This window comes from Sinorhizobium terangae (assembly GCF_009601505.1).
GTDB lineage: Bacteria > Pseudomonadota > Alphaproteobacteria > Rhizobiales > Rhizobiaceae > Sinorhizobium > Sinorhizobium terangae.
Genome location: NZ_WITC01000084.1, coordinates 11703 through 31578 on the forward strand (window position 1 = coordinate 11703; position 19876 = coordinate 31578).

General features: G+C 60.5%; 19 protein-coding genes, 2 tRNA genes and 1 pseudogene. 11 read left to right on the plus strand and 11 right to left on the minus strand.

Annotated elements, in window-relative coordinates; translation table 11 throughout:
- The first annotated feature begins 61 nt into the window (after window positions 1-61).
- On the plus strand, window positions 62-1309 hold the full coding sequence (locus GHK62_RS19730; protein ID WP_153440811.1) for a GGDEF domain-containing protein: 1248 nt from the start codon (window positions 62-64) through the stop codon (window positions 1307-1309).
- 27 nt (window positions 1310-1336) lie between these two features.
- Here GHK62_RS19730 and GHK62_RS19735 read toward each other — a convergent pair whose 3' ends face one another.
- A complete protein-coding gene (locus tag GHK62_RS19735) occupies window positions 1337-1798 on the minus strand; it encodes an Lrp/AsnC family transcriptional regulator (protein WP_153440812.1) in 462 nt (153 codons plus the stop codon).
- A 157-nt stretch (window positions 1799-1955) separates the two neighbouring features.
- Here GHK62_RS19735 and ald point away from each other — a divergent pair, with 157 nt between their 5' ends.
- Window positions 1956-3074, plus strand: coding sequence for an alanine dehydrogenase (gene ald, locus GHK62_RS19740; protein ID WP_153440813.1), 1119 nt, complete (start codon window positions 1956-1958; stop codon window positions 3072-3074).
- Between the two features lie 65 nt (window positions 3075-3139).
- Here the strand turns inward: ald and GHK62_RS19745 are convergent, their stop codons facing one another.
- The 5 genes from GHK62_RS19745 to GHK62_RS19765 all read right to left on the minus strand — a co-directional run bounded on the left by GHK62_RS19745 (window position 3140) and on the right by GHK62_RS19765 (window position 7034).
- Window positions 3140-3607: a DUF1203 domain-containing protein gene (locus GHK62_RS19745; protein WP_153440814.1), complete on the minus strand. Its 468-nt coding sequence runs from the start codon at window positions 3605-3607 to the stop codon at window positions 3140-3142.
- Between the two features lie 177 nt (window positions 3608-3784).
- Window positions 3785-4348, minus strand: a complete 564-nt coding sequence (locus tag GHK62_RS19750; RefSeq protein WP_153440815.1) for a GNAT family N-acetyltransferase — start codon at window positions 4346-4348, stop codon at window positions 3785-3787.
- Between the two features lie 5 nt (window positions 4349-4353).
- Window positions 4354-5217, minus strand: a complete 864-nt coding sequence (gene sseA / locus GHK62_RS19755; protein WP_153440816.1) for a 3-mercaptopyruvate sulfurtransferase — start codon at window positions 5215-5217, stop codon at window positions 4354-4356.
- An 18-nt stretch (window positions 5218-5235) separates the two neighbouring features.
- Complete coding sequence (locus GHK62_RS19760) at window positions 5236-5985, minus strand: alanyl-tRNA editing protein (protein ID WP_153440817.1); 750 nt, start codon at window positions 5983-5985, stop codon at window positions 5236-5238.
- Between the two features lie 8 nt (window positions 5986-5993).
- The gene (locus GHK62_RS19765; RefSeq protein ID WP_153440818.1) at window positions 5994-7034 is read right to left on the minus strand and encodes a cysteine synthase A; all 1041 of its coding nucleotides are present in this window, start codon (window positions 7032-7034) and stop codon (window positions 5994-5996) included.
- A 323-nt stretch (window positions 7035-7357) separates the two neighbouring features.
- Between GHK62_RS19765 and GHK62_RS19770 the strand changes: the two genes are divergently transcribed.
- Window positions 7358-8203 carry an SDR family NAD(P)-dependent oxidoreductase gene (locus GHK62_RS19770; RefSeq protein ID WP_153440819.1) on the plus strand — a complete coding sequence of 282 codons (846 nt, stop codon included), beginning with the start codon at window positions 7358-7360 and terminating at the stop codon, window positions 8201-8203.
- On the opposite strand, the gene GHK62_RS19775 is transcribed toward GHK62_RS19770, so the two are convergent.
- From GHK62_RS19775 to GHK62_RS19785, 3 genes are all read right to left on the minus strand, one after another.
- The gene (locus GHK62_RS19775; RefSeq protein ID WP_153440820.1) at window positions 8191-8517 is read right to left on the minus strand and encodes an SMR family transporter; all 327 of its coding nucleotides are present in this window, start codon (window positions 8515-8517) and stop codon (window positions 8191-8193) included. The two genes, GHK62_RS19770 and GHK62_RS19775, sit on opposite strands and share 13 nt — an antisense overlap.
- On the minus strand, window positions 8514-8870 hold the full coding sequence (locus GHK62_RS19780) for an SMR family transporter (protein ID WP_153440821.1): 357 nt from the start codon (window positions 8868-8870) through the stop codon (window positions 8514-8516). Before GHK62_RS19780 ends, GHK62_RS19775 begins: the two co-directional genes overlap by 4 nt.
- A gap of 178 nt (window positions 8871-9048) precedes the next feature.
- A tRNA-Asn gene (locus GHK62_RS19785) sits at window positions 9049-9123 on the minus strand.
- A gap of 140 nt (window positions 9124-9263) precedes the next feature.
- Here GHK62_RS19785 and GHK62_RS19790 point away from each other — a divergent pair.
- Complete coding sequence (locus GHK62_RS19790; RefSeq protein WP_153440844.1) at window positions 9264-9557, plus strand: hypothetical protein; 294 nt, start codon at window positions 9264-9266, stop codon at window positions 9555-9557.
- A 191-nt stretch (window positions 9558-9748) separates the two neighbouring features.
- Window positions 9749-9822 (plus strand) — tRNA-Cys (locus GHK62_RS19795).
- Between the two features lie 877 nt (window positions 9823-10699).
- Here the strand turns inward: GHK62_RS19795 and lexA are convergent.
- Window positions 10700-11419, minus strand: coding sequence for a transcriptional repressor LexA (gene lexA, locus GHK62_RS19800; RefSeq protein ID WP_153440822.1), 720 nt, complete (start codon window positions 11417-11419; stop codon window positions 10700-10702).
- 165 nt (window positions 11420-11584) lie between these two features.
- A complete protein-coding gene (locus GHK62_RS19805) occupies window positions 11585-12541 on the minus strand; it encodes a LysR family transcriptional regulator (RefSeq protein WP_153440823.1) in 957 nt (318 codons plus the stop codon).
- 336 nt (window positions 12542-12877) lie between these two features.
- On the opposite strand from GHK62_RS19805, the pseudogene GHK62_RS35045 reads away from it, so the two are divergent.
- From GHK62_RS35045 to GHK62_RS19835, 6 genes and pseudogenes are all read left to right on the plus strand, one after another.
- Window positions 12878-13756, plus strand: a pseudogene (locus GHK62_RS35045) (NAD(P)-dependent oxidoreductase); the annotation flags it as partial.
- A 42-nt stretch (window positions 13757-13798) separates the two neighbouring features.
- Window positions 13799-14920 carry a mandelate racemase/muconate lactonizing enzyme family protein gene (locus tag GHK62_RS19815; RefSeq protein WP_153440825.1) on the plus strand — a complete coding sequence of 374 codons (1122 nt, stop codon included), beginning with the start codon at window positions 13799-13801 and terminating at the stop codon, window positions 14918-14920.
- Window positions 14921-14925: 5 nt separating this feature from the next.
- Complete coding sequence (locus GHK62_RS19820) at window positions 14926-16128, plus strand: thiolase family protein (protein WP_153440826.1); 1203 nt, start codon at window positions 14926-14928, stop codon at window positions 16126-16128.
- Window positions 16125-16586, plus strand: a complete 462-nt coding sequence (locus GHK62_RS19825) for a Zn-ribbon domain-containing OB-fold protein (protein ID WP_153440827.1) — start codon at window positions 16125-16127, stop codon at window positions 16584-16586. The genes GHK62_RS19820 and GHK62_RS19825 overlap by 4 nt, the downstream gene beginning before the upstream one ends.
- A gap of 8 nt (window positions 16587-16594) precedes the next feature.
- Entirely contained in the window at window positions 16595-18763 is a 2169-nt protein-coding gene (locus tag GHK62_RS19830; protein ID WP_167528309.1) for an acetate--CoA ligase family protein, read from the plus strand.
- Window positions 18729-19823 carry an ABC transporter substrate-binding protein gene (locus GHK62_RS19835; RefSeq protein ID WP_153440829.1) on the plus strand — a complete coding sequence of 365 codons (1095 nt, stop codon included), beginning with the start codon at window positions 18729-18731 and terminating at the stop codon, window positions 19821-19823. Before GHK62_RS19830 ends, GHK62_RS19835 begins: the two co-directional genes overlap by 35 nt.
- The last annotated feature ends 53 nt before the right edge of the window (window positions 19824-19876 follow it).

Here is a 19876-nt window from a genome sequence, read left to right on the forward strand (position 1 = left end):
AAAGTTTTCTTCAAAGTTTAATTCTAAGAGACTGGCGAACAAAAACGGAAATCCAGGGCGCATGCCAAACGCCAATCTCCTTCTCTTCCTCGGCGAGGCACTGATCTACGTGGTGGCAATGATCTGGTTGCTGCATCTGCGTGGGCGCCTGGGACTTGGCGTGTTCGTGGCGGCGCTCGGCGTGATGCATTTCATCGAAACCTATCTCGCTGCCGTTTTCTATGTTCAACTGCCGTTTGGGGTGATCTCCCCGGGCTCCGCCGTGTTCTTTTCCGGCAAGCTCATGATAATCCTGCTCCTCTACGTGAAGGAGGACGCAGCGACGGTACGTCAGCCTATCTACGGATTGCTTGCGGGCAACTTTCTGACCGTGGCTCTGAGCCTGCTGCTCAGATTGCATGACACCGTATCCATCGTTCCCAATCGCGTCGCCGACATCGCTTTCATCGATGAGATGGGATGGCTGATGGTCTGGGGCACGACGCTGCTCTATTTCGATTCCCTGATCATCATTCTGCTCTACGAGAGGCTGGGGCGCTGGCTGCGCCGGTTCGTCACGGCTCGATTCCTGATCTGCGGCGTCGTGGTCCTGACCCTCGACCAGCTGGGCTTCTATGCCGCATTGCACTGGGTGAACGGTGCGCCGGCGGATGTCTTCTGGGGCGGATGGATGGCGAAGATGCTGGCGGCGCCGTTCTTTGCAGTCGCCATCGGCCTTTATCTCAATGCGTCGCGGCACCCGTTTTTGGCGATCTCCGATCGGCCGCTCGGCGATATCTTCAATGACCTGACGTTCCGCGAACGCTACGAAGATTTGCTGTCGCGCTCCGGCAAAGACACGTTGACCGGCGCGCTCGATCGCGGCCGCTTCGAAGTCGAGGGGCAGCAGATGCTGCGCGATGCTGCCGCGAAAAACACGCCGGTCAGCCTGATGATCATCGACGTCGATCACTTCAAGAGCGTCAATGACCGCTTCGGGCATATCGAGGGAGATCATCTGCTGCAAAAGCTGGTCGCGACGGTAAAGGCGACCCTCAGACCGACGGACCGCCTGTTCCGGTATGGCGGCGAAGAGTTTGTCGTCCTGTGCCCCGCGCTTGCCTATCCGGACGCGCTTTCGCGCGCCGAGGACATACGACGCGCAATTGCCGGGCGGGTAGCTACTCCGAATGGCGCTCCGGTGACGGCGAGCATAGGCCTTTCGTCGGCATTCGGCGACGGGAACGGCGTTCGCGAGTTGCTGTCCCAAGCGGACTTGCGTCTCTATGCCGCCAAGAGCGGCGGTCGAAATCGCGTGGTCGGCAGATAGTCGGGTATACGGCGACGCCGAAGACGCTCAAATGCCGACATTGGGCCGATCGATGACCTCGCGCAGTGAGAAACTGGAATTGATCTTCACGACATGCGGCAGGGCGGACAGCCAGTCCCGGTGAATCCGCTCGTAATCCTCCAGGTCCTTGGCTGCGACGCGCAGGATGTAGTCGTATTCTCCCGACATCAAATAACAGACCAACACATTGGGGCAGAGTTTCACGGCAGCCTCGAATTCGGCAAGCGTTTTGGCGAATTGGCCCGACAGCGAGATATGCACGATGACCATGATCTTGTAGTCGAGCGCCTTGTGGGCGACGCGGGCGTGATAGCCGCTGATCGTGCCCGATTTTTCGAGAATGTCGACACGCCGGGAGCAGGCAGAAGGGGAAAGGCCGACCTTCGCCGAGAGATCCGCATTGGATATCCTGCCATTCTGCTGGAGGATACGCAGAATCGCATGATCAATGCTGTCGAGCTCACTCATTCGGGATTTCCTTCGTGGTTGCATTCAACTACGCAATAATATTCGAAAGCAATGCGCTGTCAGACAGCTCTTTGCAAGGACATTCGCAGGGCCATCTGTTTTGCTGGGCGCGTCATCAATGCGGCGCACAGCCCATAAAGAGGAGAGGAACGCTCAGATGCGTGTCGGTTGCCCGAAGGAAATCAAAAACCATGAATACCGTGTTGGTCTGACCCCCGGTTCGGTACGGGAATATGTCGCCCATGGTCACGAGGTGATCGTCGAAACCAAGGCCGGGGCAGGGATCGGGGCAGATGACGACACTTATCGCGCTGCAGGAGCGCGGATTGTTTCGACGGCCAAGGAAGTGTTCGAAAAGTCGGACATGATCGTCAAGGTCAAGGAACCGCAGCCTTCCGAATGGACGCAACTGCGCGAAGGCCAAATTCTCTATACTTATTTGCATCTGGCGCCGGATCCCGAGCAGACGAAGGGATTGCTCAACTCAGGTGTTACGGCGGTCGCCTACGAAACGGTGACGGATGAGCGCGGTGGATTGCCGCTCCTTGCGCCGATGTCGGAGGTCGCCGGACGGCTTTCCATCCAGGCGGGCGCGACGTCGCTTCAGAAGGCGAACGGCGGCCGTGGTATCCTCCTTGGCGGTGTGCCGGGAGTGTTGCCGGCCAAGGTCGCGATTATTGGCGGTGGCGTTGTCGGCTTGCATGCAGCCAAGATGGCCGCCGGTCTCGGTGCGGACGTTTCGATTCTTGACCGCTCCATCCCGCGCCTGCGTCAACTCGACGATATCTTCAACGGTCGCGTTCACACCCGCTTCTCGACGATCGATGCGCTCGAGGAGGAAGTCTTTTCCGCGGATCTGGTGATTGGCGCCGTGCTCATCCCAGGGGCGGCGGCCCCCAAGCTCGTCACCCGCGAAATGCTTTCCGGCATGAAAAAAGGTGCGGTCATCGTCGATGTCGCCATCGACCAGGGCGGTTGCTTCGAGACTTCGCACGCGACGACGCATTCCGAACCGACCTACGAGGTGGACGGCGTCGTGCATTATTGCGTCGCCAATATGCCGGGCGCGGTGCCGGTGACCTCGGCGCATGCGTTGAACAACGCCACGCTTTACTACGGCCTGCAGCTCGCCGATCGTGGCCTCAAGGCGATCGCCGAGGACCGCCACCTGCGTGCCGGCCTCAACGTGCACAAGGGCCGCGTGACGAACCGGCCGGTGGCGGAGGCGCTTGGCTATGATGCCTATGCGCCCGAGGCCGTTCTCAACGTCGCCTGAGGATCGAACTGCTGGCCCGGCGTTTAGGCGCCGGGCCTTTGCGCGGGACGCGCGGCGCCGTAGTCTCAGGCAATCTCGATACGGCACTGATAGCAGTTATACTTGGCGGAACGCACGTGCACGTAGTCAACGTCCGTCCGAGCCAAGAGTTCTTCGGCGCGCTCTGTCAGCCTTTCCGCGGCGATGACGCCACCGGTTCCGTAGACGATGCGATCGTCGCCCCCGTATCCTCGCAACAGATACTCCTTGCTGGCTGCGAGGATAGGCGGCAGCGACTGTCCGTCGTGTCCGGTGCATTCGTCGGCGTGGAGGAAGATCGGTCCGGTCTCCGCGTAAGCTTGCGCTGACGCAAAGGGTCGATAAGCGAGCACAAGATAGGGCTCGCCGCGATCGACGTTGCGTAGACAATATCGGCAGGGAATGCCGTCGCCGTCCGAAATACGCCGCTCAGGTTGGTTCCCATAAGCATCAAGGGCGCTGCCGCGCAGTCGTTCTGCGTGGTTGTGGGGCATCGGGATGTAGCGTAGAGCCATGGCGGTTCTCCTCCTAAGAAATCTAGGAGGAGATGGATGCGCTTTTTCGGTCCGCCTCGACACCCGAAACTTGCCTCGCGCATCGATTGGGGATCGGAGCCGATTTATGGAAAAACGTGCAGGAATTCAAAGCGCTATAACGTTAGGCTCCTGAAGAGATGCACAGTACTATCGACGTCAGAGCTTTTTTGCCAAAGCAAGCAACTCGGCGTCGCTCAAGGGTTCGACAATTGCCTCCCGCGTCGCGACCGGCGAAAAGCCGAACTGCTGATAAAGCTGAAGGGCACGCGGGTGGTCGAGATTGTTCGTCGTCACCTTGACCTTGCTCGGGTTCATCGCCCAGGCCGCCAGCAACGTCTGCAGCAGGAACCATTTGCCGAGGCCGAGACCGAGTGCGTGTTCCATAAGGCCGAAATGAGTGAGCTCGATGACGTCGTTTTCGCGTTCGTGCAGTTCGAAGAAGCCGGCCGGTGCACCGTCGACGTAGAGCACAGTAACCGTCGTCTCCTTGTTGTGGAGCACGTCCGCCAGTTCCTCGTCGCTCATCCGCAGGCGCTCCGTCCAATGCCAGCGCTTGCCGACACGAAGGTAAAGGAAGCGGTAATAGGCGAGCGGGATGTCCGATACGCGCAATACGGCCGTGTGGATGTTGACGGGTATCGGCAGGCTTTGTTTCGGCGGTGACGTCATTTCGAGCTCGGTCACGTGCGCCGTGATCGCCGCAGATTTCGATTCTTGCATGGCACTCACTCTCTGCCGGTCGTGACCGGCGTGTCGGGCCGTCCGCCCCACTCCGACCAGGAGCCATCATAGAGCGTATTGTCCGTGTGCCCCAGCGATTGCAGGGCAAGAGTTATGATTGCCGCGGTGACGCCGGACCCGCAAGTGGTGACGACCGGCCGCGTCAGGTCGACGCCAGCATCGCTAAAGGTTTGGCGCAGGGCGTCGAGGCTCTTGAGCTTGCCTCCTTCGGAAAAAACGCCGGACGGCAGGCTCTTGGCTCCAGGCATATGCCCCGAGCGCATGCCGGCTCGCGGTTCCGGTTCCTCGCCGGTGAAGCGGCCTGCGCCGCGCGCATCAGCAATCTGAGCGAGCCGGTTCGCGACAATCTCCTTCATGCGCTCGAAGGAGGTGACGGCCGCAGCATTGAACGTGGCGTTGAAAACGCGCGGCCTCGGATCAGGGATTTCCTGGGTCGTCGGCCGTCCTTCCGCCTTCCAGCCATCCATCCCGCCATCGAGAACGAAGACGTTCTTTGCGCCCATGATCCGGAACATCCACCACACGCGCGGCGCGGTGAAGATGCCCGGCCCGTCGTAAACGACGATTGTGTCGTCCTCGCCAATCCCCATGGCACCGACGGCTTCCGCGAAGGCCTGCGGCGAGGGGAGGGTATGCGGCAGCCCGCTTGATTGGTCGGCGATCGCATCCTGGTCGAAGAATATCGCACCGGGGATGTGCGCCGCCGCGTATTCCGACTTCGGGTCCCGGTTCTGCGCCGGCAGGTACCAGGCAGCATCCAGGATCTTCACCGTCGGATCGGCAAGGCGCTGCTGGAGCCAGTCCGCAGAAACGACAAAAGCACTCTTGTTCTCGTTCTTGTTATCCATTGTCGTCTCTCCACAGACTCAAACAGCCGCACGATCCTCGGGCGATCCGAAGCGTATTCGAAAACGCCGATTCTCCTTACCCTTCTTTTCTACCTTGGCGATGTGAATCGCGCCCACTTCCTGGGTCTCGGAAACATGCGTGCCGCCGCAGGGCTGGCTATCGACGGCGGAATCCTTTCCGATGCAGACGAGGCTCACCCTGCCAAGGCCCATCGGCGGGCGGACGTTCTTCGATTTGACGATGCCGGGGTTGGCCGCGAGTTCCTCGTCCGTGATCCATTGCACGTAAACGGGGTGGTTCTCGTCGACGAGTTTCATGAGCGCGGCGGTTACCTGATCCTTGTCGATCGTTTCGCTCATGTCGAAGTCGACGCGGCTTTCGTCCTCCCCGACGGCGGCGCCTGTGATCGGGAAGGGGCAAACGACGGAAAGCAGGTGGCAGGCGGTATGCATGCGCATCAATCGGTATCGGCGCGGCCAGTCGATGTGGAGGACGAGCTTTTCGCCGATCGCCGGTGAAGGCTGACCTCCCGCCGGGACGTGTATGATGACGTCTTTGGTGGCGCCGTGCCTGGTGCCTGCGATTGCGATTCGGCTTCCGTCGTCACGCTCGAGAAAGCCGGTATCGCCCGGCTGCCCGCCCGAGGTGGCATAAAAGCACGTCTGATCAAGCTCGATCCCGCCATTCTCGAGGATCCCTGTCACACTTGCCTCGCAGGTCGAGAGGTAGAAATCTTCACGGAAGAGGGCGGTAACGGTCTTGATCATCGTAAATTTTATCCGACGGGTTCGTACGGGACGGTGATGTTCGAAGTGGTCTTCAGCCAGTTTGGCACCGGCAGGCCCTTGGAGATCAGAAAGTCCGGGTTGAAAAGCTTCGATTGATAGCGGTTACCATAGTCGCAGAGAATCGTCACGATCGTGTGGCCGGGACCGAGATCCTTGGCGAGGCGCACCGCGCCGGCAATGTTGATGCCGGTCGAGCCCCCGACGCAGATCCCTTCCTTTTCGATCAGGTCGAAGACATAGGGCACGGCTTCCGAATCGGGAATCTGGTAGGCGAAGTCCGGCGTGAACCCTTCGAGGTTGGCCGTGATGCGGCCCTGGCCGATGCCCTCGGTGATCGAGCTTCCGCTCGCCTTGAGCTCGCCATGTGCATAGTAATTGTAAAGTGCGGCCCCTTCCGGATCGGCAATACCGATCTTGACGGCTGCATTTTTGGCCCGCAACCCTTGTGCCACGCCGGCGAGCGTGCCTCCAGAGCCGACCGCGCAAATGAAACCGTCGACTTTGCCGTCCGTGTCGCGCCAGATTTCCGGCGCGGTTGTTTCCACATGCGCGTCGCGGTTGGCGACATTGTCGAACTGATTTGCCCAGATCGCGCCGTTCGGGTCCGTCTTGGCAAGTTCGGCGGCCAGTCGGCCCGAAATCTTCACGTAGTTGTTGGGATTTTTGTAGGGTACTGCGGGAACTTCGACCAGTTCGGCGCCCAGCAGGCGCAGCGCGTCCTTCTTTTCCTGGCTCTGCGTTTCAGGGATTACGATGACCGTGCGATAGCCGAGCGCGCTGGCGACGACCGCGAGGCCGATTCCGGTGTTGCCGGCCGTGCCTTCTACGATGACGCCGCCGGGCTTCAGCTGCCCGGATTTTTCCGCCTGGCGGATGATCCAGAGGGCCGCTCGGTCCTTCACCGATTGGCCCGGATTGAGAAACTCCGCTTTGCCCAGAATGGTGCAGCCGGTGGCTTCGGAAACGGCCTGGAGTCGGATCAACGGTGTGTTGCCGATCGCTTCGAGCACGGACGGAAGAACGGTCATTTTGAAAACCTCACGCTGGACGGAACAGACGCCGGGTCTGAGCCCAGCATAAACCCTGATGAACGGCGATCCGATAAACATTTGGTTTACAGGCAAGATCGCCGAAATATTGGCGTGTTTTCGGCTCAGCCTGTGCACTAGGCAAGAAATAGCGTTTCGCAGCTAACCTGTCCCGGGCAAAATTCGTCTCGGTCGTCAAAAGGGCGGTCGAAAGTGGAAAATCTGGACAGGCGTTGCCGTCGGAGAGGCATTAAACCCGGGCAGGGGGGAGACAGCCACGGGTTTTGGAAGGGGAAGCCCTTCCCGATGCACGCGAGGACGAAATGGCGACTGCATTCACAGCCCGACCCGACCATGGAATGGTGTGGATAACAGGGGCGAGTTCGGGCATCGGGCGCGCCGTCGCCCTGAGGCTGGTTGAGGAGGGGTACTCGGTCGTCGTCACGGCACGTAACCACGAGAGGCTGGTGGCGCTTCAGCATGAGGCGTCAGGCCCCGGCAGGATTGTCGTTCTCGATGGGGACGTCACGGATCCGAGCGACATGGAGCGTTTGCTGGCGGCGATCGAATACGATCACGGCCGGGTGGCTTTGGCCCTGCTCAATGCGGGCGTAGTGATTCCGGTGCGCGGCGACGATCTTAACCGGGACGCCTTCGATAAGAGCTTCGCGGTCAATCTTCATGGCGTGGTCAATTGCCTCGTACCCGTTGTCGAACACATGAAGGCGAACGGCCATGGCCAGATCGCCATCATGTCGTCGCTGGCGGGATACAGCGGCCTGCCGATGAGCGCTGCATACGGGGCGACCAAGGCAGGGCTCATCAATATGGCCGAGAGCTTGAAATTCGACCTCGATCGTATCGGCATCCGCCTGCAATTGATCTGTCCGGGTTTTGTCGACACGGCCGCCTCCGCCAGAGGCAAGTTCCCGCGACCGGCCCTGGTGAGCGTAGAGGAGGCGGCGGAGCGCATTTGCCTCGGCCTGAAATCAGGGCGCTTCGAGATCACGTTCCCGAAACGCTTTACCTATGCGGTTAAACTGGCGCGTTTCCTGCCGTACAGGGCCTATTTCGCGCTTCTCAACTGGCTCGTGCCCGGGCGCGTGCCCGCCACCACGGCGAAAAAGTCGCAATCCAGAACGAAGGGGCGGTCGCGTCAGGCGGTGTGAAGCACGAGAACCGCACCGAAGACGAGCGACAGGCCGAGCCAGCCGACCGGTTTCAGCTTCTGACCGAAGAAGAGACGCCCGCAGATCGCGGTGCCGAAGATGCCGGTGGCACCGAGCACCGCATAGGCGATGGCAAGTTCCATGCCCTTGACCGCCTCCGCAAGCAGCGCGAAGGCGGCAAGTACCAGGAGAATCGAAAGCACGCCCCAGCCGCGCCGTGCAAAGCCGTTCGACTTCGTGGAAGCCAGATTCGCAGCGACGTCGAGGACGCCGGCCATAACCGCGAAAGCGAAATAGAAGCTGTTGGCGCTCATCGGGCCGCTTCTCCCGCCGCTTCCTCTTCCGGTGCCTCGCCCGCGTTGACGAGCAGTATCCCGACGATGGCCATCGACAGGCCCAGCATTTCACGGCCGCTCAGTGCATGGCCAAAGACGAACACCGAGACCAGCGTGATGAGGGCGACACCTGACCCTTCCCAGATGGCATAGGCGACGCCGACAGAGATCGTCTTCACGGCCCTGGCGAGGAATACGTATGAGAGCGCAATCGATGCATACATGATCGCATGTCCGGCATAGGAGCCGGAGGCGGACGCGGCCTTCATCGCGGTGAGGCCAGCGACCTCGGTCGCGATCGCGAGAGCCAGGAAAAGCCATGCAACACGCATGAGGAACCTTCGGGACTAATGCATGTCGCCCAAAAGTGTGCAGCGGTTTTGGGACAACGACATGCATAAAAGCAAATGACCTAAAGCGCGTCACATGAGTCCGATCGAAGGCGACGCGTTTTATACTGACAAACGAAAAGAGCCATTCGCGTACTTGCCGCGAATGGCTCTTTGAAACTGGCTCCCCGGGCCGGATTCGAACCGGCGACCTATCGATTAACAGTCGAGTGCTCTACCGCTGAGCTACCAGGGATCATCTGCGCCGCAGAAGTGAGGCTGCTAATACAAATGCTTTTTCGATTTGCCAAGCGGTTTTTCAAAAAAAATGACAACGTCGGTTGCGAGGCTGTGGAGAAGGCCCCAATTCTGGGGGAGGAGCATGAAAGAGCAATAATGACGAACGCCAGGAAAGAACGACATTTCGGCATCGATCCGCAGACACGTGAGATCGTTCTCGGAAAATGGCGTATAAGCTTGCCCAACTCGCCGGTGCTTAGAATTCTGCTTGGCTCGCTTCTTATCGTGGGCGGCGTGTTGGGCTTCCTGCCGGTGCTCGGTTTCTGGATGATTCCTCTGGGGCTGCTTGTGCTCTCTCACGACATACCGGCGATCCGCCGGCGTCGCCGCAAACTGGCGGTCTGGTGGGCACGCTGGCGCGGCCAGCAAAATTCGTCCGGAAAGTCCTGAACTTGGCACGCGGAACCGATGTCTGGAGGCAGCGGGGCGGCTGACGAATCCGCCGATTGGATGCCGCTGGGGATTGCTGGGGAGAACGGTGAATGCCTTCGTACGTTCTACCTTTTTCGAGTCCTTCCCCCTTGCGCTCCTCATAGATTCGTTCTAAACGCCGGCCATCGCTTGATCGATCGAGCGCGAGAGGCCTCGTGGCGGAGTGGTGACGCAGAGGACTGCAAATCCTTGTACCCCGGTTCAATTCCGGGCGAGGCCTCCAAACAAAATCAATAGCTTAACATATCCGCTTCAAGCAGATTGCGAGAATTGCCTAAGCCTCATCACCAGGGCAAGGATCGAGGCCATATGTCATGACCTCGTCAGTCCGGCACTCTTTCCAACGAAGGTCCCATAGCGGCTCGAAGGGACAGCCGAGCGGGCTCTGGTCACCCCAACGCCTCGATCGCCGGCATGGATGTCGCCTGCGCGCGGTCATAGCTACATGCCGAAGAGCGGACCGCACAACAATCCTAAGACCTTTGGCAACGTCCCGTAGGACTAAGGTCCATGGATCATGGCAGGTGTCGCCCCTAAACTCCCTCGATATCATTTACAACGAGTTTTTGCTTTGAAGCGCGGTTTGTACACTCGCCGGTCTCTGCCGAAGGGCATGGGCCGGCTTTTTCTTCCTGCTGAACGTTTGCCTCGCTCTACTGCATGTTTTCTAAATCGTTGTCGACTCGGACTAAAACATGCAGCAGGCCAACGGCGCGGTGCTGGAGGTATTGCGGGCCAGTGGTTCTTCGACGCCTGAGGCCTCAAAGGGATCTTATCTCAAGAAAATCGATGATCTTGGTCCAATCCAGACGCTTCGCGAGTGTCTGGGCGAGGGGCCTTCCGTGGCGTGCCCGCATTCGGCTGCGACCACGGAAACAACGGTAGGAATCCTGAGAAGCCGGTAGGTCAGGTCTCGCGCTCAAAAAGAACATCCGACCAGCAGCTTCTAAACGCCACCGCCTCCTGCAACCAGGCTCGAATACCGCTTACATCGTCAAACGAATGCGTGTCGCTCAAAAGTGTGCCGTGGTTGGGGCAACGAGATGCACAAAAGCACTGATCTAAGGCGCGTCACATAAGTCCGATTTAACGCGACGCGCTTAGTGATAGCGGCGAATGAGGCCAACGAGCTTGCCCTGGATCTTGACGCGGTCCGGCCCGAATATCCGCGTTTCATAGGCCGGGTTGGCCGCTTCGAGCGCAATGGACGCGCCCTTTCTGCGGAACCGTTTGAGCGTTGCCTCTTCATCGTCGACCAGTGCAACGACGATGTCGCCGGGATTAGCCGTGTTTGCATTCCGAATGATCACAGTGTCGCCGTCGAAGATACCCGCTTCGATCATCGAGTCGCCCTTGATTTCGAGCGCGTAGTGTTCGCCACTGCCCAACATCTCGGCCGGGATGGAAATGTCGTGCGTGTTGTTCTGGATCGCGGAGATCGGAACACCGGCCGCGATTCGTCCCATGACCGGCACCGAAACGGATGCGGTATCGCTCGGTGGCGGCGATTTCGGCGCGGCGGCCGGCGCGGCAGGCGGCTTGCCCAGGCTGCCTTCGATCACGCTTGGCGAGAAGCCACGCCGAGGCTGCGGGCTCGTTGTATAGGCCTCAGGCAGCTTGATGACTTCAAGTGCGCGCGCCCGGTTGGGAAGGCGGCGAATGAACCCACGTTCCTCGAGCGCTGTAATCAACCGGTGGATGCCCGACTTGGAGGCGAGGTCCAGCGCGTCTTTCATCTCATCGAAGGACGGCGGCACCCCGGATTCCTTCATTCGTTCGTGAATGAACAGAAGCAATTCCTGTTGCTTGCGGGTTAGCATGGCGCGTCACTCCAGAATCGCGAAACAAATCAAGAACAGACACTATATGTTCCATATGTGTTCCGCAAGTGCCTAAAATTCCGTGAATTTTCCCAGTCGTCGCGTATTCCCGCTGAAAAGCGGTCGGTCGCTCGGCAGACTGCTATCCCGCTAACGATGCAAAAGTTAGAGCCGCGACCCTGGCCGGTCGGTCAGGCTGGTGAGGGCTCCGGAGCTTGCGCGTGTCGCGGTTGTGATCTCCTGGATCAAGGCCTGGCTCGCCACCGGAATTGAAACGTCGGATCGGAAGATCAATCCCACCTTTTGCGCCGGCACGAGCTCCTGGATGTCAAGCTGGCCGGATATATCGATCTCGACCAACGAACCTGTTTCGAGCTCTATTCGGACGGCGTCCTGGCGCACAAGGCCGATGAACTCGCTCTTCTGGAGAATGTTCTTGACGAACATCGGAGAGCCGCTGCGCAGAACCGATTTATTGAACTCCATGCCTACGATCTTGCGCAGCGCGCCTTCGAGGTCGCGGTTGCCGGTCAATACCACCCAAGGGTACTGGGCCAGGTCCTTGAGTTCGATCTGGTGACCGTCAAGCATAGGGTGACCGGCGCGTACGACGAGGATCATGGAATCGAGATAGAGCTCGCTCTGCTCGACATCGGGCGGAAGATCCTCCGGCTCGAAGAGGGTCGCGATCAGGAAGTCGAGATCGCCGAGCAGCAATGGGCGGATCAGGTCACTGCGAGTGCCATTGGCAATGTTGATGGTCAGACGCCGCTCGTCAGTCACGAGCCTGAGGATCGCAAAAGCGAGCGTGCGGCTGTCAGGGCCAAGCGGAGCGCCGACGTTGATCTCGCCCGATCCAAGCGTGCGGATCGCTTTGATTTCGCTTTCCATCTTGCGCATCTCCGCGGCAATGCGCCGGGCATGATCGAAGACCGCCTCGCCAAAGGAAGTGAGCGTGATGCCGCGCGGGCCGCGGTCGAGCAGCGGCACTCCGAAAGCATATTCAAGCATTTGGATACTTTTCGAAAGTGCCGGCTGGGAAAGATTGAGGCGCTGCGCGGCCTTGTTCAGGCTGCCCAGTTCAGCGACTGCAAGGAACCGATTGACCGAACGCAGATCCATATTTCACCTCCCCGAGAAACTGGATTTGACGATAGTCAGTTCTAACTTCTGGTTTGAACGATATCAAATCATTCTTCTTGATTTTAGAACTTCCGAAACGCAGACTTCGATCATTCCCGGCGGTTACGATCGATTTGCCCAGGGAAGGCCGAAGCGGGAAGTCCTTGAGGACGGGGTTGTACGAAGCCGTGAGGAGACGGTGTCGCACAATCGAAGCGACGGTCGAGGAGGAGCATTTCCGGATAGTCCGGATTTCAATCATCGCATGATCATTGTTGGCCTTCAGGGAGCGCTCATGCGTGTCCCAACGGTTTCGGCTGGCATTTTTCCAAGGCAGGAGGGGAGGATTGCATGTCGGCAAGAGTTGGATTCGTGGGCGTCGGCGCAATGGGATTGGCCATGGCGTCGCATGTGCTGAAGGCGGGCTTCGCCGTAGCTGCCTACGACCTTGATGCGGAATGCCTCGCCAAGGCATCCGCCGCGGGCATCACGGCTGCAAAAGACCTCGCCGATCTCGCGACGATGGCCGACGTTTTCATCGCCGTCGTCGCGACCGATGATCAGTCGCGCGCGGTGACCAGGGAGTTGGCGCCCATCGCCAAGAAGGGCTCGGTCATTGCGATTGCCGCGACCAACAATCCGGGCACGATGCGCGAACTCAGCGATTACTGTGACAGCTATGGTGTGAATTTCATCGACGCGCCGGTCGTCTATGGCCTGGAGGGAGCGCGCGAGGGCACGCTGCTTTCACTCTGCGGTGGACGTGAGGCCGATGTCGAGAAGGCGCGTCCGGTGTTGATGAGCTACAGCCGCGACGTTCTGCACGTCGGCGAGATCGGCTCCGGACAGCTCGCCAAGGCCTGCAACAATCTGCTGCACTGGATCCATTGCGTCGGCAACTACGAAGCGCTGCTCCTTGCCAAGCGCTACGGCGTCGATGCGCAGCGCATGCGCGAAATTCTGCTGAAGAGCCCGGGCTACAACAACACGCTGGAACGCTGGGACGGTACCCGTTTCACCTGGCACGAGAAGGACATGGACGTCGTTCTCGACCTTGCGCAGGCGGGCGGGCTGGTGCTGCCGCTGAGCGGCCAGACCGACCAGCTCATCAAACTGTTGACCCCTGCCGACGTGCGCGACCTGCTCTACGGCCCCGAGGCCCACTATCTCGGCCGCCGCGTCATCGCGATCAACAGCGAGGCCGGAAGCGCCTGAGAATTCTGCTCTGCCGACGTTTTGCGCAACGGGAGCTGAATCATGGAAATTGTCGCATTCGATGTCGAGCCGGTGGTCCTGAAGAAGGACGATCCGGAATGGAAGTTCGCGCTTGGCGCCAAGCCAAACACGGAAGGTGTCATCCTGCGCGTCGCGACGGCAGAGGCCGAGGGGTTCGGCTATGCCTCGGCCACGGCCCATATGGGCTCGATCAAGTCCACGCTCGTCGCGGAGCTCGGTCACTTCCGTGCCTTGGTGCTCGGTAGTCGTGTTGACGAGATCGGCGCCATCATGCAGCTGCTCGACCGCAGGCTGCGTGGGGCTCCGCAGGCGAAGGCCGCCGTCGACTGTGCGCTCCACGATCTTCTGGCAAGGATTCTGAATGTCCCGCTCGCGACGCTCATCGGCGGCAAACGGCGCAGTGAGGTGCCGATCCTGCGCATTCTCGCCATCAAGTCGCCGGACAAGATGGCAGTTCAGGCAAGACTCCTGGTCGACCAGGGATATCGTTACCTGAAGATCAAGGTGCACGGCGATGTCGATGAGGATGTCGCGCGGGTCGCGGCCATCCGTGCCGAGGTTGGTCCGGACGTGCATTTGACGATCGATGCCAACCAGTCCTATTCGCCGAAGGATGCGGTAACTGCGATCCTGAAGATGGCGGATCATGGCATCGAACTCGTCGAGCAGCCAGTGCCAGTCGAGGATCTCGAAGGCCTGTCACTTGTGACGAAGTTGGTCCCGATCGCCGTCGAGGCTGACGAAGCGGCGGGCTCCCTCGCAGAAGTCTATGACCTGGCAAAGCATCGGCGCGTCGATGCGATCAGCCTGAAAATCCCGAAGCTCGGCGGTATCCGCAATACGCTTGCGGCGGCTGCAATCTGCGAACAGGCGGGAATCCGCTACCGCATGGGCGCCGCGGTCGGCAGCCGTCTGCTCTCTTCCTTCGCCATTCACCTCGCCTGTGCACTTCCGGGAGCGCAATACGCTTGCGAGCTCGGCGAGTTCGAGCGGCTGCTCGGTGATCCCTTTGGTGGCTTGTCGGTTGAAGACGGGGTGCTCCGGCTACCGTCCGGCCCCGGAACCGGAGTGGAAAAGGTCGATGCCGGCACAAGCGATCGGGCGGCCGAGAATTACGAAGCTATCACGATGACGAAAGGATGACCGAGGTGGGAAAGCATGCATCTTCTGGAAAATACGCGATCGTTGGTCTCGGCGTCATTGCCGGGCCGCAACCCGACCGATCGGAACGAATGATCGCGGCAGAGGCGGCGAGGCTTGCGATCGCCGATGCTGGCCTGACAAGGGCCGATATCGGCGGCGCGATAGATCTGAGGCGTACGGGCGGTGGCGGCGACCGCGCCAATTACTCGGACGCCTTCACGCGTGTTCTCGGCATCAAGAACAATTTCTACTTCACCTGTGGGCGCGGCGGGGCACTGGCCGGTCTCGGCATGGCCGCCGCCATGTCCTATCTCGATAGAGGCATTGCGGATTATGTCGTGCTGATGGGCGCGGTGACGGACTGGTCGCAATCGCAGGAGACCCGCAAAAAGGGGTTTCGCGGCATGGCGCATGCCGAAAAGCGCGGCTACTGGGGCAAGCCGCTCGGTGACTCTCGCGCTGTCAGCCACCATAGCTGGATGGCGGCTCGCCACATGGCCGTCTATGGCACGACCAGCGAGCAGCTCGGCGCCATTTCCGTCGCGGAGCGCCAATGGGCCTGCATGAATCCGGAAGCCAAGATGTACGGCCGGCCGATCACCATCGAAGATCACCAGAGTTCGCCGCTGGTCGCCGAGCCCTATCACCTGCTCGACATGAGCCAGGTATCGGATGGGGGGATCGCCTTCATCCTCACGACGGCGGACCGCGCCAAGGACTGCGCCAGGCCGCCGGTCTACGTGCTCGGCCAGGGGTTTGGCGAAGTCTCCGCCGATTTGTGGTGGGAGAAGAAGAACTTCACCCACATGGCCGTCGAGCCTGCCAAGAAGCAGGCTTTCAGCCAGGCCGATATCACGCTCGACGATGTCGATTGCGCCCAGCTCTATGACTGCTTCACGGCCGAAGTTCTGTTCCAGCTTGAGGACTACGGCTGGTGCAAGAAGGGCGAGGGCGGTGCCTTCGTCGCTGACGGCAACATGGCGCCCGGCGGCTCAATTCCCGTCAATACCGGCGGTGGGCTGCTCTCCTGCTACCACCTCGGAGACCTCACCGGATTGGCCGAATCTGTCCGGCAGCTTCGCGGTGAAGCGGGCGAACGTCAGATCGAGGATTGCGACATCGTTCTCACCACCGGCCATGGCGGCGAACTCGTCTCGCCAGGCATGTGCTCCATCCACACCTGCACGTTGCTCGGGAGGCACGCATGAACGTCAATCCGCAATCCTATACCGTCGATCTCGACTGGAAGAAGCCCTATCCCAGCATCGACCACGACAATGAAGCCTTCTGGGACGGGCTCAAGGAGCACAAGCTTCTCGTCTGGAAATGCCAGCAATGCGGCGCGGTCTACTGGCCGAAGGCCTATTGCCAGAACCACGAAAACGAGCCGTTCGCCGCCAACTGCGAATGGACGGAGGCGTCCGGCCGCGGCAAGATCTTCGCCTTCAACATCCATCATTGGGCCTTTCATCCCGGCTTCAAGGAAGAGGTGCCCTACGTCTACGCGCTGATCGAGCTCGAAGAAGGGCCGTTGATCAGCTCTCAGCTCGTCGGCGATGACCTGCCGACCGACATCCACAAGATCGGGCAGACGGTCGAAATCGTCTATGAGGACCATCCCGCCCAGGGCTTCACGCTTCCCAAGTTCCGTGTCGTGAGGGGATGAGGAAACACATGACTGGCCAGATACATTCCCTTCCTGCCCGGAGCCTGCTTGCGCCTCGTTCCGTTGCCTTTGTCGGGGTGTCCGCCAAGGGCGGCGCCGGCAACAAGATGCTGAATTCGGCGCTGCGTTCCGGGTTCGAAGGCAAGATCTGGCCGGTCAACGCCAATGCCGCGGAGATCGCCGGCGTCTCCTGCGTCCCCAGCCTCAGCGCCCTTCCTGCGGTGCCGGACTGCATCGTCATATCGGTCCCGGCAGAGGGCGTGCTCGCCCTTGTCGAGGAGGCCGCAGCGATCGGCGTTCGCGCCGCTCTCGTCGTCTCCGAGGGCTTTGCCGACGCGGGTACGCCCGAGGGCCGGGAGCGACAGGAACGTCTTGCGGCGATCGCGAAGGTTTCCGGCATGGCGGTCGCCGGGCCCAATTGCATGGGTATCGCCACGCTCGCCCACCGGTTTGCTGCGACCATGGCCGACATTCCCGCAAAACTCGACGCCGGCGGCATTTCGCTTGTCTCTCAAAGCGGCGGTCTGCTCAACGCGGTGGCTGAACTCAGCGCCAATCGCGGCATCGGCATGAATTATCTGATCTCGATCGGCAACCAGGCGGTGCTGGACCTGGCGGACTATATCGACTTCCTTGCGGATGACCCAAAGACGAGCGTCATCGCCTGCATCATGGAGGGCGCAAAGGACGGACGGCGGTTCCGAGCCGCCGTCGAGCGGGCATCCAGGATCAAGCCGCTGGTCATCCTGAAGCTCGGTCAGAGCACCGCCGGCCAAGCCGCCACCTTCGCCCACACCGGGACGCTTGCCGGCAGACACGAGGCCTATGAGGCGCTATTCCGCGCAAACGGCGTCGCTGCCGTTTCAAGTCTCGACGAACTGGTGGAAACGGCAGCGTTGCTGGCGACGGCGCCCCTGCCTGCGGGCAATCGCGTCTGCCTGCTGACCGTCTCCGGCGGAGCCACATCGCTGATTGGCGACCTCGGCGAGCGAGCGGGCGTCTCCTTCGGACGTATCGACGAGGAGACCAGTCGCCGTGTCGGCGAGGCGCTCGGTGTTTCGCGCGACTTCGGCAATCCCCTTGATACGGTCGGCATGCCGCGCCTGCGTCAGGAGGGCGCGATTGAAGGCGTCGTCGGGGCGCTTCTCGATAGCGCTGAGATCGATGTCATCGGTCTCGTCCTCGGCATGCGCCTCGAAGGCGCCGAAAATCACGACAAGCTCGTCGCGCGCATGGCCGAGATCGCCAGGACGGCGAGCAAGCCGTTGCTCGTGCTCTCCTTCATCTCGAACAGTCTGACGGCGCATTGGCGCGGCTATGCGATGGAGCATGGGCTGCCGCTTGTCGAGGATGTCGAGCTCGGACTGCGCGCGATCCGCCATCTGACCGACTACGGGGCATTTCGGCAAAACATGTCCGCGCGCCGCGAGCCACCGCAGGCGCGCCGCGCGTCTGGGGATGTCAGCGATGGCGTCGTGTTCAGCGAAGCGGAAAGCAAGCGCATCCTCGGACGGGCGGGCCTTCCGGTCACGCGGGAGTATCTCGCAAAAACGCCGAAGGAAGCGAAGGCGCTGACGGAAAGGATCGGCGGCCGCGTCGCCCTGAAAATCCAATCCCGCGATATCCCGCACAAGTCGGATGTCGGCGGCGTCTACCTTGGCGCGACCGTCGACGACGCCGAAACGATGTCGCAGAAGATTTTGACGAATGCCAAAACGGCCTGTCCAGAGGCTGCCATCGACGGTATCCTCGTGCAGGAAATGGTTGGTGAAGGCGCGGAATTCATTATCGGCATGACGTATGACGAGCAATTCGGCCCGCTGGTTGTCGTGGGTGGCGGCGGCGTAATGGTCGAGGTGTTCAAGGATGCAAGTGTCGGTTTGGCTCCGCTGACACGTCAGCAGGCCACGGAGATGGTCGCCCGGCTGAAGATTTCCGTTCGCCTTGACGGTTTCCGCGGCGCTCCCCCACTCGATAGAGAAGCCCTGATTGATTGCCTCGTCGCGTTCTCGAATTTCGTGGCGTCGACCGATGGCCAGCTTGCGGCCATCGATCTCAATCCGGTCTTCGTTCGCACCCGCGGGAGGGGTGTGAAGATCGCCGACGCCCTCATCATCACCACCAGTCTTTGGGAGGAAGACAATGAACAGACGGAGACGCATTACGCATTCAATTAGCATAGTTATGGCTTTCCCGCTTTTGGCGGGTCTCGGGACGCCGGTGTTTGCGCAGAGTCAGGAGGAGATCCTGCACTATACCGGTGCTGATCGAGAGAAGGTTCTCGTGGAAGGTGCCGCCAAGGAAGGCGAGCTCGTGGTCTATTCGGCGATGATCGCCGATCAGGCCCTGCAGCCGCTCACCGAGGCCTTTATGAAGAAATATCCGTCGGTGTCCGTGACCTTCTGGCGCGGTGACTCCGAGGACATCGCGCAGCGCGTGCTTGCCGAAGAGCGCGCCAACAATGTCGTCGTTGATGTCGTCGAAGGCACCAGCGTCAGCGAGAACCTGATCAAGGCTGGTGCGGTGCAGACCTTTGCCTCGCCGATGCTCGATCAGTATCCCGACTCCTACCGGGACCCTAACCACCTGTGGGCCGCGACACGGGTCAGCTATTTTTGCATGGCCTATAACACCGACATGGTGAACGCGGCCGACGTTCCGAAGAGCTACGAGGACCTTCTCGACCCGAAATGGCAGGGCCAGATCGCCTGGCGCATCGGCAGCGAGAGCGGCACGCCGCTATTCATCACGAACCTTCGTTCAGCCTGGGGCGAGGAAAAGGCGGAAGAATATCTCAAGAAGCTTTCCGCACAGAAAATCGTGAACTTCGGCGCCGGCAGCGCGCGCACGCTCGTCGATCGGGTGATCGCCGGCGAATATGCGATGGCGCTTAATGTTTTCTGTCACCATCCGCTGATCAGCGCGGAGGACGGCGCGCCCGTCGCCTCACAGCTCATGAACCCGGTCGCCTCGACGACGGCCACGCTGCTGATCCCGAAGAACATCCGTCATCCTTACGGCGCGGCGCTCTTTACCGATTTCCTCCTTTCTGAAGACGGTCAGAAGATCTTGCTCGGCGCGGACTATTTCCCCGCCCATCCGAAGGTGTTGCCGTCGGAAATGCTTCAGAAGATCGTGCCGCATGAAGCCGGCTACGAGGAAAACCTCGTTCGACCGGAGGCACTCGTCAACAACGGCAAGAAGTCGGACGAACTGTACCAGACGTACTTCAGATAATTGGAGCGAGGCCGCCGATTGGGGCGGCCTCTCTGACCGGCAATAGACGAGAA